This window comes from Pyxidicoccus sp. M15 (assembly GCF_056858435.1).
This window is the reverse complement of sequence record NZ_CM166495.1, coordinates 4,855,829-4,870,103: the sequence shown is the minus strand read 5'-3', so window position 1 is coordinate 4,870,103 and position 14,275 is coordinate 4,855,829. Positions and strand designations below refer to the sequence as shown.

Genomic DNA, 14,275 nt, shown 5'->3' with positions numbered 1-14,275 from the left:
ACTACGGGTACATCAGCTGGGCGCCCTGCTTGTCGTACGCGGTCAGGACGAGGTCTCCCACCTGCCCGCCCCCGCACTGCGGATAGTTCATGATGGAGTTGGGGTCATACGGGGTCAGCCGGCACGTGACAGGGCCCTCGTAGCAGTCGGACCCTATCGGATAGTCGTGACGAAAGCCGAGCACATGTCCCAGCTCGTGGCGCAGCACTCCGGTCAGCGTCCACGGCGCGATGTTTCCGAACGCGCTGCTGCTGATGAGGATGTTGCGGCCCGAGCGAGCGGTGTTCGGGAAGAACGCGCGCGCCACGTACGAAGTGGTGCTGGTCTGGCGAACGTCGAAGACGACGCCGGTCTGCGAGGCGGTGCAGCTGCCGTCGAACTGGCTCAGGTGCTTGAAGTTGACGTTGGCCGTCGCTTCCCAGGCGGCAGCCGCGGAGTTCATCGCGCTCACCACCACGGAGTAGCGGGAGCCGAAGCTGCTGGTGCTGATGCAGTAGGTCAGGTTCTGCGCGGCGGTGGTGGACCACTTGATGGGCATGCCGCTGCTGTCGCAGTAGGCGGCGAGCCCGTCCTGACGCGTGCCCAGCTCGGGGGCGAGGAACGTGTCGTAGTAGCGGCGGAGCCCGTCAACGCCTTCGACCGCCGTGTCGCCGTTGACGACGAAGACGTCCGAGTCGGGCTCGTCATGGGCCGTCGCCTTGAACTCCTCGAAGGACATGCCCGCCCGCGGCACCTCGGAGGGATGCGCGGGCCCGGCGTCGGGGCTTCCGCACGCCGAACCCACGAGGGACACACCAGCCAGCAACACCACGGAACGGACGTTTCGCATGGGCTTCCTTTCCAGAGACAGTCATGGGCAGGCCCTATCGAGGAACCCATGCCCAACCGGAAAGAATAGCCTAAGCAGAGGAAATGGTCAGGGCGTCACGGCGGCGGCGAACTTCCTCTTGCCGCCTTGGATGGTCAGGATGACGGCCGGCTTCACGGGATTGCGCTGGGCGTCCAGCGACAGGGTGCCGGTGGCGCCGGGGAAGTCCTTCGTCGCGGCGAGCGCGTCGCGGATGGCGGGCCCCGAAAGCGCGCCGGCCCGGCCGATGGCGGCGAGGGCCACGCGGGCGGCGTCATAGCCGAGCGCGGACGCGGCCTCGGGGGAGCGGCCGTAGCGGGCGCGGAAGGCGGAGATGAAGCGCTGCAGTTCCGGCGCGGGGTTATCCTCCGCGTAGTGCGACGAGTAGTACGCGCCCTCGAGCGCGCCGCCCGCCAATTCGAAGAGACGGTCGGACTCCCAGCCGTCACCGCCGAGCAGCGGCTGCGTCAGGCCCAATTCGCGCGCCTGGCGGGCGATGACGCCCACCTCGCTGTAGAAGCCCGGGAGGTAGAGCGCCTGGGGCTTTGCCTTCTTCACCGCCACCAGCGGCGCGCGGTAGTCGGTGTCGCCCTTGGAGTAGGCTTCCACCGCGACCACCGTCCCGCCCAGCTTCCTGAAGGCCTCCTGGAAGGCTTCGCTGAGACCGAGCGAGGACGCATTCCTGGCGTCATGCAGCACGGCCACGCGGTCCAGCTTGAGGCTCTCCCGGGCGAAGCGCGCCATGGCGCCGCCCTGGAACGGGTCGATGAAGCAGGTGCGGAAGATGTAGTCGCCCTTCTTCGTCACGTCCGGGTGCGTGGCGGAAGGCGTCACCATGGGCACCTGCGCGGCCTGCGCCGCGTCCGCGATGGCGAGCGAGCCCGAGGACGTCACGTCTCCGAGGATGAGCACCACGCGGTCCTGCGTGACGAGGCGCTGCGCGGAGGCCACGGACTCCTCGATGCGCCCCTGGGTGTCATAGGAGCGCAGCTCCACCTTGCGCCCCTTCACCCCGCCCGCGGCGTTGGCCTCCTCCACCGCGAACTGGATGCCGTCACGCACCACGGTGCCAAACGACGCCTCCGAGCCCGTGAGGCTACCCAGGGTGCCGATGACGATGGGCCCCGTCTCCGAGGCGGCCCGGGCCTTCGACGCGCCCTCCGGAGCTGGGGGCGCGGCGGGGGGAGTCTTCCGCTCACAGGCGAGGGTTCCCAGGAAGAGGACGGCAAGGAGGGAGACGAGACGGGGCATGGGTTCTCCGGGCGCGTACTCTTGCACGAGCGAGGGCGGAGGTCAGAACACCTTGCCCGGGTTGAGGATGCCCAGGGGATCCAGCGCGCTCTTGATGGCGTGGTGCAGGTGGAGCCCACCCGCGCCGAGCTGCTCCCCGAGGAAGGGGCGCTTGAGCGCGCCGACGCCGTGCTCGCCGGTGATGGTGCCACCGAGCTCGAGCGCGGCACGGAGGATGTCATCGAACGCGGCGCGGGCCCGCTCCAGGGCCACGGAGTCGTTGCGGTCGAAGACGACGGTGGGATGCATGTTGCCGTCGCCGGCATGACCGAAGGTGCCGATGAGCACGCCCCGCCGCGAGGCAATCCCCTCCACCGCCGCGAGCAGGTCCGCGATGCGCGACAACGGAACGCCCACGTCATCGAGCAGCGTGGCGCCCTGCTTCTCCAGGGCGGGATAGGCGAGCCTGCGGGCCTGCATCAGCAGCTCGCCCTCGGCCTCATCGGCGGACTGCGCGACGAAGGTGGCCCCGGAAGCCTCACAGGCCGCGGCCATGCGGGCGACTTCCGCGACGCCCTGCTCTCCCCCCGCGTCGGAGCGGGCCAGCAGCAGGGCCGCCGCGTTGACGTCCAGCCCCATGGGCCCGTGGGCCTCCACGGCGCGGACGGTGGCGCGGTCCATCAACTCGAGCAGCGAGGGGCGCGTGGACGCCATGATGTCCGTCACCGCCACACCCGCGCCGACGAGCGTGGGGAACGAAGCCACGAGCGTCGTCGCCTTCGGCGGCCGGGGCCGGAGCTTCAGCGTGGCCTCGGTGATGACGCCGAGCGTGCCCTCGGAGCCGACGAACAGGCGGGTGAGGCCATAGCCGGCGGAGCTCTTCATCGTGCGCCCGCCGGTGCGGACGACGGAGCCATCCGCGAGGACGGCCTCCAGCCCGAGCACGGCATCCCCCGTCACGCCGTACTTCACGCAGCACAGGCCGCCCGCGTTGGTGGCGAGGTTGCCGCCAATGGAGGAGAACTCCCAGCTCGCGGGGTCGGGCGCGTACCAGAGGCCCTGCTCCGCCGCCGCGGCCTTCACCGCGGCGTTGAGCGCTCCGGGCTGGACGATGGCGAACATCCCGCGCCGGTCCACCTCCAGCACGCGGTTCATGCGCGAAAGCGAGAGGACGATGCAGCCGTCCACCGCGTTCGCCCCGCCCGACAGGCCCGAGCCCGCCCCCCGAGGTACCACGGGGACCCGGAGGGCGGCGGCCAGGCGCAGCACGGCCTGGACCTCGGCGGTGGACGCGGGGCGGACGAGGACGCGGGGGGTGCCGGCGGGAGCCCACTCGGCCTGGTCGCGCCGGTGGGCTTCGAGCACGTCGGCGTCGGTGACGAGCGACTCGGGTGGCAGCACGGCCGCCAGCTCCCGCAACAGGTCCGCTGTCCCCTGGGTCGTCACCGTGCACCTCCGAGGCCGCACTGTGCTTCAACCCGGAGGCGCATCCCAGCCTTCCCGCGCCGGGGTTGCAGCGCGGACGTGTGGCAGCTAGCTTTCGGGAACTCCTGCGTCCTCGCAGCCGGTTTCGCCAGCCGGTCCCAACTCGGCGTCTGGATTGTCTTCCGTCCCCAGTCTGGTGTGGTCCTCGCGCGAGAACATCCGCGCGCAACTGCTGCCCCTCCTGAACTCAACGTCCCGCCAGGACAGCGTGCTCCGCTGGCGCATCCTCCGGCTGCTGCGAATCTTCGGAAGCCCGGATCTGGTACCACTCGCAAGAGACCTGCTCCTCGACAGCGGAGAGCACCGCTCCGTCCGGGCAGAAGCCCTGGCCGTGGGGCGAAGGTATGGCCTTCGCCTCTCCGTTCCGGAGCTCACCCGGCTCCTCGAATGGAACGGGGCACTTCACTGCAACGGCCATCAAGACCTGGGACCGTGTTTCCTCTCACCAGGGCAGCTCCTGGGCCTGGTATGTGCGGAGGACGACGCCACCTTCACGGCCATCGAGACCACACTGGTCCGGCTGCCGCCTGGGGAGCGGGCACGTCTCCTCGCGGAAGCGGATTGCAACCCACTGCCCTCACGACTCGTGGATTGGCTGTTCGCGCGGTGGCACGCCGAAGACCGCCAGTACCTGCCGGGGACACATGTCTGGGGGAATGACTCCAACCTGTGGGTAGCACTCGCTCACCGGGAGCGACCGGAAGCCTGGAAGCTCCTCGCCGAGTGGGTATGGGACCGGGCTCGCGGGGACCTAGCCCCCTTCGTGTACTGGGACCTGTCCCGCGAAGAGCGCGAGCGGCTCCTGCGCTCCGCCCCCGAACTCCATGACGTCGCGGCCCGAGAACTCCTCCTTCCCCTGCCCGCGCTCGTCGCTCACCAAGGACAGGAGACTCTGCTACACCGTCTGCAGCGCATCGTGCGTGCGAAGAGCGTTGCACGCAGGGTCCCCGCCCGACTCGTGGAGGGCCCGCCAGGGTTCTACCGGGCAGTCGAGTTGCTCGGCGAATGGCGCGAAGCACGACCGTTGCTGTACCGGCTCCTCTGCGACTTCGACGTGGAGATAGAGGTCCGGCGCGAGCTGGCCGACTGCCTGTTCGAACAGGAGCGCGCCACCGCCATCCGCTGGACGATGGTCGCGGCGCAATACCCCGACAACCTTCCGCTGGTCCGCCGCATCCTCCAGCACGCAGCGGACGCACCAGAGCCAGGAGACCGCCTCCTTTTCCAGGCCGCGCTTCGAGGGACGGACGACGTGGCGCACTGCCTCGCGCTCGAGGGGCTGTTCACCCTGGGCGAGTCGGGCGCGGGATGGTGCGACCGGCTTGCTTCCCTGACCCACTCACCCCATCCCCTGGTGCGCCTTCGAGCGGCCGCGTGCCTCGTGAAGGATGGCCAGTGCGAATGGCTTCCCCTGCTCCGCACGGCGGTGCTCGGGACGCCCGAGCCCTGGCTGCGAGCCGATGCGGTCCGATGGCTTGGCGAGCTGGACGGTGAAGCCAGCCGTCCCGTGCTGCTCCAGGCCCTCGCTTCGGCGGTTCACCTGAAGACACGGCAGCCCCCATATGAGCCCGTTGAAGCAGTCTGGGCACTCTCCCGTCTAGGAACCCCGGAGGACCTCTCGGCCCTGCTCGACGCGCGCCTCCACAGTTCCTACACCGCGCTCATCGACCTTGAACTGGAGCGCCACCTGGCACGCCAGGAGGGACGCCCGTTCGTGGACGACACGACTCCCTCCTGGCGCAAGGCCGTGACCGGGATGCTCGACGAATCGCTCAGAGACGACCCAGGAACCTGAGCAGGTCCTGCTTCTGCGCCGGGCTGAGTGACTCGGGGAGCCCTCCCGGAGTCTCCGGCGGGTGCACGGCCGGCAGGTTCAGCGAGGCCGTGAAGGGCAGGATGAACTGGCTGTAGGTGTCCACGACGTCCTTCAGCGTCGCGTGGCTGTTGTCGTGGAGGTACGGCGCCGTCCCCGCGACTCCGCGAAGCGACGGGATGTCGAAGAGCTCGAAGTCCAGCGGGTCACCGGTGATGAGGGCGCGTCCCGCATCCGTGGTGAACCACTGCGGGGCGAAATTGGGGCCGACAATCGGGGCGCCGTTCTCGTCCAGCTTCGGATTGCCATCGTACGGCTCCCCGCTGGCCGTCACGGGAATGGGCGGAAGGTCCGTCACCTGCTGCTGGCGCGCGCCATCCGTGTAGAAGCGGAAACGATACCGGGGCAGCTCCACGGAGGCGTTGTAGGAGGGGAACTGTCCGAGCTGTCCCAGGTAGGAGAAGAATGCGAACCCCACGTTGAGGAATGTGTCATCCGCGCGCGGCACCGCCACGGGAACGGGGCCCACCTCCGGGACGAGGGTGAACACGACATTGCCATCGGGCTTCAAGCGCCATCCCTGTCGTGCGAGCTGATTCAGCTCCGGGTGGACGACGTCCGTCAGCGTGGCGCCGCCGTGGCACCCCTCGCAGGCGGCCTGGAAGACCTTCCGGCCGCGCTGCTCCTGGGGGCTGAGCACCATGAAGTCCTCGGGAATGGGGACCTGGGCGCGAGGAACCCCGGCGGCGAGCCACTGAGCGACGAACCACGCGCGAGGTGAGGAGAACACGCTCCGCTCGAAGTCCGCGAGCTTCCTCAGTTGCGCCAGCGGCACCGTACCGCCCTGGCTATGGCTGGTGATGGCGGACTGGGCCTGCGGTTCCAGATGGACTTCACGGCCGTCGTACTGGAACGCGCCGGTGATGGCGGTGTCCTGGATGCTCGGCACCGCGCGCCACACGGAGACCTTCCGGTCAGCGGGGGTGATGACCTGGCCGTCGACGTCGATGACGTCCATGTTGGAGGGAAGCGGCAGCACCACTCGGACGAGCCCCTTTCGAAGGTGCTCGTACGTGGGGACGGCTGCGTCCGGGTCGTCCGCGTCGATGCGGTTGAACAGCGGGTCCTTCGGATTGGCGGCCAGACGCGCCTCGACATTCGAGGGCGGAAGGGCCGTGCTCTCGTCGAGGACGTGACACGTGGCACAGGAGCGCCCGTTGGTATTTGCGAACGCCTCGGTGAAGAGCTTCTTGCCTGTGGACGTGCTGCCCGATTCGGAAGTGGCCTGGGCCTCCACCGTGGGCTCGGGTGCCCGCGCTTCGTCCTGAACTGAATCCGTGCAGCCGTTGGGTCCGCCGAGTGCGAGCGCACCGGTCAGACACGCGATGAAGCGCCTGCGAACCATGGGTTTGTCTCCGCGGTGAGTGGCGGGACGAAAACACCGGGGTCCTTGGGAACTGTCACCCCGCGGTCTCCTCCAGGAAGACGAGGTCCTCGGGACCGGACGCGCTTCACGCTCCGCTTCACCCAGTGGTCTGCTCCCGAGAAGCGCTCATATGCGACGTGAACACCGCCGCCAGGAAGGGGCCCCATTGGTTGGGCGGCGTCGCAATGGCGTCTCCCCACGTCTCATCCGGGACCTGCGCCAACATGGCTTCGCGAAGCATGGGCGCCAGACGGCTTGCCCCACCCCTCAGCATCACTGTCGAGATGGCGACGTTCCGATCCGCATCATCAAGCATCACGAGGTGGGGCACGAGCGCGCTGCGACAGGCCTCCGTCAATCGAATGAGCCCGGTGATGAGCTGGCTGAGCCCGCCGGTTCCCACGACGTCGACAAGTGGCATGAGCATGCGCGTCCCCTCCCGGTTGGCACGAAGCTTCATGCTGAGCGCGTCCAGGTCTCCTCCTCGCTTTTCGGAAACCACCTCCGCGATGTCCTCGATCAGCTCTGGCCGGACGAGGGCACCGGACTCCAGCCATTGGTCCACGGCTGCCTTGGACACATCGAGCTCGCCCGCGAGCGCCATGCGCGTGATACCAGCCTCCTGCAGCGTCTGGCTCAAGACCCGCGGGAGGAGGAGCTCACCGATATCCGGGGTGGGCTGCGACGCCGCTGGCGGCAGTTCGAGTGCAACGCCCCTGTGGAGCATGAAGCCCCCGAAGCGCATGGCCAGGTCCACGCTGAGCAGGCGCAGCGCGGCCATGGTGGTGAAGACCGTGGGCTCCATTGGCAGCGCGGCCGTGAGCTGGGCGCAGATGTCGTCCCACCAGGTGCCAGTGTCCATGATGAGCTGACTCAAGGCCTCAACCAACGGCGTGTAGTCCGGAACCCCACCCTCGGAGGGCTTGCCGTCGACGCCCGCGTAGATGACCGCTTCGACCATCTCCTCGATGATTTCGCGGCGTGTCTGGTCATGGATGTGCTCGCCGCCGCAGAACTTGCGCCAGGTGCGCTCCCTGGCGCTTCGCTTTGGCTTCCAGTCGATGAAACGCGCGATGCCTCCGAGGACCTCCCCGCTCGTTGGAAGGTGCCCCGCCCATTTCCGCTGCCGGAGTTTGCGCTTCATGCGTGCTCTCCCCCGGGGTCCCGAAAGCCGGCGCCCGGTGCTGATTGTCGCTCAGGACATACTGGCGCGTCCCCCAGCCAGCGGCAGCGGAGTGACTTCGGCAAGCCCCTCCCCTGGGTCAAAACGCACCGAAGTCCAGGAAGCGGTGCTCTCGACGGAGGACGCGCCGCACCGAGGTGAGCACGGTCCTGGACACTTCCGCGCCCGGGCAGGAGATGACCACCGTCAGCGCCGCTCCCGCGGGAGTGGTCCATTTCTGATGGGAGCCTCCCCGAAGAGCAGAAGGGCGGCACCCCAGGCGCCGGAGTGCCTGCAGGAGTTCACGAACCTTCGGACGGTAGGACATGGAGCCTCCCGCAGCCGAGACAGGTGGCTGCAAGAAGCCTTCTGCGCGTTTCATGTCTGTGTTTCGACGGAGTGACTTCGGCACACCGGGTCCCGCTCTTGCCGTTTCTACTCCGCTGACCAGGTATGCCTGTCATTGTCTTCGCACATCGCGGGTGCGAGTTCCTGGCATCATTCGGAGCCAAGGAGGACGCATGCACCCCGGCGTTTCATTCACCGTCGATGACACCGAGGACTGGCACCTGCCTGTTGCGGGCCCGGGCCTGTTGCTGGACGTGCCCGCGCGGGGACGCTGGCTGCAGCGCTCCGCCCTGTACCTGGAGGCCGCACCGGGTTACCGGCTGCGGCTGGTGAGCGGAGGTCAGCCGCTGCTCTGGGTGCGCATCGCGGATTATTGGGACCAGTGCGTCCTGGTCCGAGCGACGCCGCACATGCCATGGCAACTGCCGTCACTGTCGGCGCCCGAGGTGCGCACCGTGACGCAGGCCCCCGGGACACCGGAGTGGTGGGACGCCTGGGCGTGGAAGCTGAGCCGCGCGCTCGTGGAGGCTCCCGCGTCAATGCTCCACACGGGCCGGTGGTGTTTGCGGCCCGTGCGGACCATCCCGGCGGACAGGTCCTCACGCCATGCCATCAGCACGATGGAGTGGTCGTTTGGCCAGCCGCCCGCACCACCCCACTCCCTGGATGCCGTGCTGCGCTTCCAGCCCGCCTGGGCGGAGCACTGGTGGGACGACCTGCCCCAGCACAACCCCGGTGTCGTGCTGCCGCTGCGTGCGCCGTCCGACGCGGAGGACGGCCGCATCAAGAGTTGGCGCAAACGCGCGAGGGACGGGACGTTGCCCCCCGCGCTGCTGCTGTACGTGGACATCCTCTCGAAGTGGCTCGTGCTGGACGGGCATGACCGCATCCAGGCGGCCCTGCTCGAAGGCCAGGTGCCGCCGCTGCTGGGCCTCTGGCCCTACATCGAAACGCGGCGCCCCGAGAGCAGGGTCCGAGAGGAAGGCGCCCTGATTGGCGCGGAGCTTCAACTGCGCGCCGGGGCGACGCCGGAGGTCATCGACCGCGTCAATCGCCAGTTGCTGCGGAGCTTCAACTGGCCCGAGCGAGGCTCCGTCACCCGCGCGTGGCCCCTCGCGGGAGGCGTCGGGGCCTGGCGGACAGAGGTACTCGCGTGGGGAACGCGGAGCACCGTCCCCCTGGCGAAAGACGATTGGGAGTGGCTCGTCTCCGCCAGGGACTGACGCCCGGCAGTGCTCAGCGAGGTGCGGGCGTCACCTCGACGACCCCTTCCGTTCCGCCCTTGCCCACCACCACGGACTGCGCGGGCGCGCGCGGAGCGCCATCGGCCTTCAGGATGTTCACCAGGGCCATCATCTGAGCCACCAGCGTGCTCACCCCCTGCCCGTCCTGCGCCCCTCCGCTCCCGCCGATGGACACCGAGCGCAGCTCCTGGGGCTTCGGCAGCTTCTCCGCGATGTCCGGCAGCAGCTCCACCAGCCGCGCCTGCACGTTGGCCGGGGTGAGCTCATTGTGGATGCGCTGCCGCGTCTCCAGCAGCTCCAGCTCGGTCTTCGCCTGACGGTTTTCCGCCGCGCGCTGTACGTCGGCGACCTCCGTCTGGGCGAGCACCTCGCGCTTGAGCTTCGCGGCCTCGGACTCCTGCTTCAGCCGCGTCAGCTCCGCCTCCACCGCCAGCCGCGCCTTCTCCAGCTCCGCGGTCTGGAGCGCGGACTGCTGCCGCTCCAGCGCGAGCTTCCGTGCGTCCTCCTCCTCCCGCTGCTGTCGGCGCAGCCGCTCGGTCTGCGACCGGTCATACGCCTCCGCGTCCTTGTGCGCCCGGAGCATGGCCAGCTCGCCGTCGCTCTCCAGCCGCGTGCGCTCCCGGGCCTGCTTCACCTCCAGTTCCCGGTGCGACAGCGCCTCTTCCGTCCCCAACGACGCCAGTCGGGCCACGCGCTCACGCTCGGAGCGGAACGGCGTCTGGAGGCTCTCCCACAGGCGCGCGGAGCTGACCACGGCCTCCTTGATCTGCACCGTGACGATGCGCAGCCCCAGGCCCTTGTCCCCGCCGCCGCCGCCCTCGGCCACGTGCCGCAGGCGCGCCGTCAGCTCCTCGATGATGGGCTGCTTGTCGGACAGCACCGCGTCGATGCTCATGGTGGCCACCTTGTCCTTGATGGCCGCCTCCGCCTGCTCGCGCAGCTGCACATTCACGACGCGCATCGGGTCCTCCGCGTCCGTGAAGTCCAGCTTCCGGTACGCGGTGCCGAAGTCCTCGATGATCCACTGCACGTAGCCCTGCACGAGCAGCCCCTGCAGCTCGCGGCAGATGCAGTGCGCGTTGATGATGATGGTCTGCATCGCGCCAGGCGCGACGAGGAACGAGTCGCGCGCCGGGTCGAACCGGAACGACACGCCCAGGCCGATGTGCAGCGGCTGCGAGTGCCCCCGGCGCGTGTGCACGACGTAGGCGTTCGGCGGGACGATGACGGTCTTCCACCGCCAGAAGCCGGTGACGCGCACGTCCACCGCGTTGCCCGTCCGCTCCACCACGGCCGGTCCCGCCGCGCGCCGCATGGGCATGACGTTCGCCTGCATCTGCGCGGGGGCCATCACCTTGCGCGCCTTCAGGTCCACCTCCAGGCGCTGCTGCTGCTCCCGCACCTGGTCCAGGTACTCGTTCTTCACCGGCTCTCGCGACGACATGGCCACGGCCCCCCATCTGCCGGAGCGACGCCGCTCATCGGCGCACGACCTCCGGACTCAATGGGGCGGGAGTCTATCGGAATGCGTCGACGATGAAGATGGGGCTGCCGAGAAGCTCCGATCCAGCCTGCCTTACCAGGAGACGGTGCCCTCAAGAGACCGGATGAGGCCGCCGCACGTCCGGCGCCCACTCGTGATGCCCACCCTTCACGCCCCTGCTGGAAGAGGGTTAGATGCCGGAATGGCAGAGGAGATACGGAAGAAAGGGTTCCTCCAATGCATCTCCGAAACTACAGTGCCCTTCTCTTCCTGCTCACCGCCTGCGCTACGAAGGAGTCAAAGCCGCAGAATCAGGTGGCCATCCCATGGGTGGCGCCCCTCGTCGCACCAAAGCCTGTTGTCTTGCCAGTGCCCATCGGACTGACTCCCCCCGTGCCAGTCATGGTGGCCCCCGACGCACAGCAACTGGAACCCGAGACAAAGCCAGGGAAGTCAGGCTCGAACCGGCCCCCTCCCGCTCCACTGGCTTCGGAACGCCGCCGTCCTGAGTGTGAGCCACACCCGGTACCGCACCTCGGCGGAGATGCCCTCCATGACTGGTGCGCGGATACGTTTCCGCCAAACCACTTTCCTGGCAAGGACGTGCTCGTCAACGGCAAGCGTTTCGACGCGCTTCAGGTCGGCGCGCCCGTCCTGTGGGAAATCAAGACCGACCGTTTCGACACGTACACGTCCTTTCTCCGGAATCAGGTCGTCATCAATCAATTGGATGAGCTTCAGCACGAGCGTGAACTCGCGGAGACATGTGGTTATCGCTTCGTCGTCGGCGTGAGCAGTGCTGCGCACAAAGCCGCGCTTGAGGCGCAGGATCGCACCCTCAACATCATCGTCACGGGGTGCTGAGATGACGACCTCTCAAGAATCCCTCGTCCTCATCGCCTATGCGCCTGCGCTTCTGAGCAACGACGGACGTACGCTCGCCGCCGTCTACGCCCTCGAGCGGGCGCTGCCGGGCGTGCGCCTGGAGTGGAGGGTTTCCGAAACAGGCCAGCTCCTCGCACTGCCCCAGCGTGATGCGTGGCTTGCCGAGGCAGCAACTCGCGGGAAATTCCCGTTGCTCTGCAACGGCGACGAGGGCTTCCCAGTAACGATTGCCGGACTCCAGCGCTCCGCCCGTATGAGCCCAGGTGGCCAGCCACAGCTTGAAGTCCACGCCGCCCTGCCGCTGGACTCAGCCATGATTGCTTCGGCAGCTGCCGCGCTGGAGCACGTGGCGGAGAGCACGCGCGCGCACTGGGGACATGTGACGCCGCACGGAGTAGCGGTAGAGATCTCGCGACAAACCATCGACCCGGAGCGCAAGCCAGGGGTGCCGCCACGAGGGCTGCCGGCGCTCAGGTTCCCAGAAGACCTCAGCGACCCGACGGTTCCCGGCTTCCTCGGGTGGCTGAACTACTGGTCGGCAGATACCGCACGAGCCCTCGGGTTTCCGGACCCTTCACGCGACGCGGACCTGCTGTCGCGGGCTCGGCGCACCTCGACGGGCGGGTGGGTGGTCAGCCTCACGGAGGCGCCACTGGAGCTCGACAACCCCGCGCACCTGGATGCCCTGCTGCGCGCCTACCAGCGATTCCCGGCGATTGGCGGACGCTCCACGCCGTGAGCCCCGTACCGCTCACGTGAAGCCGCCGCCCCTACTTCGCGCGCAGCAGCACGAACTCCACGCGGCGGTTCAGCTCACGTCCACGCGGAATCAGGTTCGGCGCCTTGGGGCGCGTATCCCCCAGGCCCGCGGTCTCAATCCGCGACGCATCCAGCCCCGCCGCCACGAGCAGCTCCGCCACCGCCTTCGCCCGGGCCTCGGACAGCCCCTGCCGCGACGGCCCCGTCCCCTCCCGGTTGTCCGTGTGGCCTTCCAGGCGCAGGCGCAGCGACTCGTCGCGCACCATCATGTCCACCAGCAGCGCCAGCCCGTTGGTGGAGCCCTTCTTCGGAGCCGCCTGCTTCTCGACGAAGCGCGGCGCAGCCGGCAACTCCACGCGCTCGTTCTTCACGCTGGGCTGCTGCGTCTTCTTCGCCGGCGCCTTCGCCAGGGTGAAGGCCACCGTGGGCTCCGCCTCGCGCGACAGCTTCACCCTGCGCGTCTGCGCCAGGTAGCCCCGAGACAGCACGTCCACCGTGTACTCCCCCGGCGGCAACATCACCTGCGTGGGCTTGCGCGCCTTCGCATCCAGGAGCACCTGTTGCGGCGCTCCCCTCCCGCGCACGTACACCGTGGCGGCCACCGGCTTCTTCCCCGCCAGCACCTTCAGGAGGAGCTTCGCGGGCGCCACCGGCCCCGCCTCGGGACGCTGCGCCACGGGGACGACGGCGGGCACCGTGGCGGCCGTGGCCGCCTGCGTCCCCGCTGCGGGCTGCACCGGCGCCGTGACGGGCGGCGCCACCGGCGTCTGCGCCACCTTCACGGGAGAGCCTGCGTCCGGCGCATCCGGAATCGCCACGTCGGCAAGCTGCGCCGTCATCTCCACCGATACATCGTGCGACAGCTTCAGCTTCAGCCGGGGGTCCGGCGCGGTGGGGTTGATGCCCGGCATCACCTTCACCCGCACCCGCAGGCCCTTCTGCACCTGGAACGTGACGGACGCCGTCAGCTTCCAGAGGAAGCCGCTCTCCTCGCTGAAGAGGTTCCACGCGTCGCTGGTGTACGTGACGCGCGAGACGAGCGTGAAGCTGCCCTCCTCCACCTTCACCACCGCCAGCCGGTGCTGTCCCGGGGCGTTGAGCTGCTCCGGCGCGGGGACGGCCAGCGGCTGGTTGTTCAGGGAGAAGTCCGCCTCCACCAGCTTGTAGCCGCGCGAGGTGCCGGCGCCGGGCAGGCCCTCGAAGGAGATGACGACCTCCGGGGGCGGTGTCTTCACCAGCGCCTGGAGCTGACGGTCCAGGTCCTCGCGCGCCCGCTGCTCCACGGACAAAGGCTCGGCCGCGCGCGCGGTGGCGGCGAGCAGTCCCATGATGACAAGTAGCGGTGCCTGAAAGGAGGAGGAAGCCACGGGGGGCTACAGCATCTCACAACCGGGCCACATGGCGAGTTGTCCGTCACCCGGGCTGACGACCAGCCGACCCTCCGGTCGCCTCCCCGCCCTGCTCCGGCGTTATCATGGCGACACGTCCAGGCGGCGCCGCCGCCTCCCGTGTAGACACGTCTACGACCCGGCACCGCCTTCGAGCCCCCTCCGACGGAAGCTCCCCCACCCTCGCTTTTGGCTCCCATCGGGA

The 14,275-nt window shown here is 68.9% G+C and carries 11 protein-coding genes; 4 read left to right on the top strand and 7 right to left on the bottom strand.

Annotated elements, in window-relative coordinates:
• Position 1 precedes the first annotated feature (1 nt).
• The 3 genes from ACX9TP_RS18455 to ACX9TP_RS18445 form a co-directional block, all read right to left on the bottom strand.
• Positions 2-829, bottom strand: coding sequence for a M57 family metalloprotease (locus ACX9TP_RS18455; RefSeq protein ID WP_482981038.1), 828 nt, complete (start codon positions 827-829; stop codon positions 2-4).
• An 87-nt stretch (positions 830-916) separates the two neighbouring features.
• Positions 917-2,098 carry an ABC transporter substrate-binding protein gene (locus ACX9TP_RS18450; protein ID WP_482981037.1) on the bottom strand — a complete coding sequence of 394 codons (1,182 nt, stop codon included), beginning with the start codon at positions 2,096-2,098 and terminating at the stop codon, positions 917-919.
• Between the two features lie 42 nt (positions 2,099-2,140).
• Positions 2,141-3,523 carry an FAD-binding oxidoreductase gene (locus ACX9TP_RS18445; protein ID WP_482981036.1) on the bottom strand — a complete coding sequence of 461 codons (1,383 nt, stop codon included), beginning with the start codon at positions 3,521-3,523 and terminating at the stop codon, positions 2,141-2,143.
• A gap of 154 nt (positions 3,524-3,677) precedes the next feature.
• On the opposite strand from ACX9TP_RS18445, the gene ACX9TP_RS18440 reads away from it, so the two are divergent.
• Entirely contained in the window at positions 3,678-5,357 is a 1,680-nt protein-coding gene (locus ACX9TP_RS18440; protein ID WP_482981035.1) for a HEAT repeat domain-containing protein, read from the top strand.
• On the opposite strand, the gene ACX9TP_RS18435 is transcribed toward ACX9TP_RS18440, so the two are convergent.
• Positions 5,335-6,780, bottom strand: a complete 1,446-nt coding sequence (locus tag ACX9TP_RS18435; protein ID WP_482981034.1) for a cytochrome-c peroxidase — start codon at positions 6,778-6,780, stop codon at positions 5,335-5,337. The two genes, ACX9TP_RS18440 and ACX9TP_RS18435, sit on opposite strands and share 23 nt — an antisense overlap.
• Positions 6,781-6,898: 118 nt before the next feature.
• Positions 6,899-7,945: a hypothetical protein gene (locus ACX9TP_RS18430; protein WP_482981033.1), complete on the bottom strand. Its 1,047-nt coding sequence runs from the start codon at positions 7,943-7,945 to the stop codon at positions 6,899-6,901.
• A gap of 539 nt (positions 7,946-8,484) precedes the next feature.
• Between ACX9TP_RS18430 and ACX9TP_RS18425 the strand changes: the two genes are divergently transcribed.
• Positions 8,485-9,534 (top strand): hypothetical protein, encoded by a 1,050-nt coding sequence (locus ACX9TP_RS18425; RefSeq protein ID WP_482981032.1) that lies wholly within the window; start codon positions 8,485-8,487, stop codon positions 9,532-9,534.
• A 13-nt stretch (positions 9,535-9,547) separates the two neighbouring features.
• Here ACX9TP_RS18425 and ACX9TP_RS18420 read toward each other — a convergent pair whose 3' ends face one another.
• Entirely contained in the window at positions 9,548-10,999 is a 1,452-nt protein-coding gene (locus ACX9TP_RS18420; protein WP_482981031.1) for an SPFH domain-containing protein, read from the bottom strand.
• Between the two features lie 276 nt (positions 11,000-11,275).
• On the opposite strand from ACX9TP_RS18420, the gene ACX9TP_RS18415 reads away from it, so the two are divergent.
• Positions 11,276-11,902: a DUF6310 domain-containing protein gene (locus tag ACX9TP_RS18415; RefSeq protein ID WP_482981030.1), complete on the top strand. Its 627-nt coding sequence runs from the start codon at positions 11,276-11,278 to the stop codon at positions 11,900-11,902.
• 1 nt (position 11,903) lies between these two features.
• Complete coding sequence (locus ACX9TP_RS18410; RefSeq protein ID WP_482981029.1) at positions 11,904-12,662, top strand: DUF5953 family protein; 759 nt, start codon at positions 11,904-11,906, stop codon at positions 12,660-12,662.
• 31 nt (positions 12,663-12,693) lie between these two features.
• Here the strand turns inward: ACX9TP_RS18410 and ACX9TP_RS18405 are convergent, their stop codons facing one another.
• Positions 12,694-14,010 (bottom strand): OmpA family protein, encoded by a 1,317-nt coding sequence (locus tag ACX9TP_RS18405; RefSeq protein ID WP_482981028.1) that lies wholly within the window; start codon positions 14,008-14,010, stop codon positions 12,694-12,696.
• Positions 14,011-14,275 lie beyond the last annotated feature (265 nt).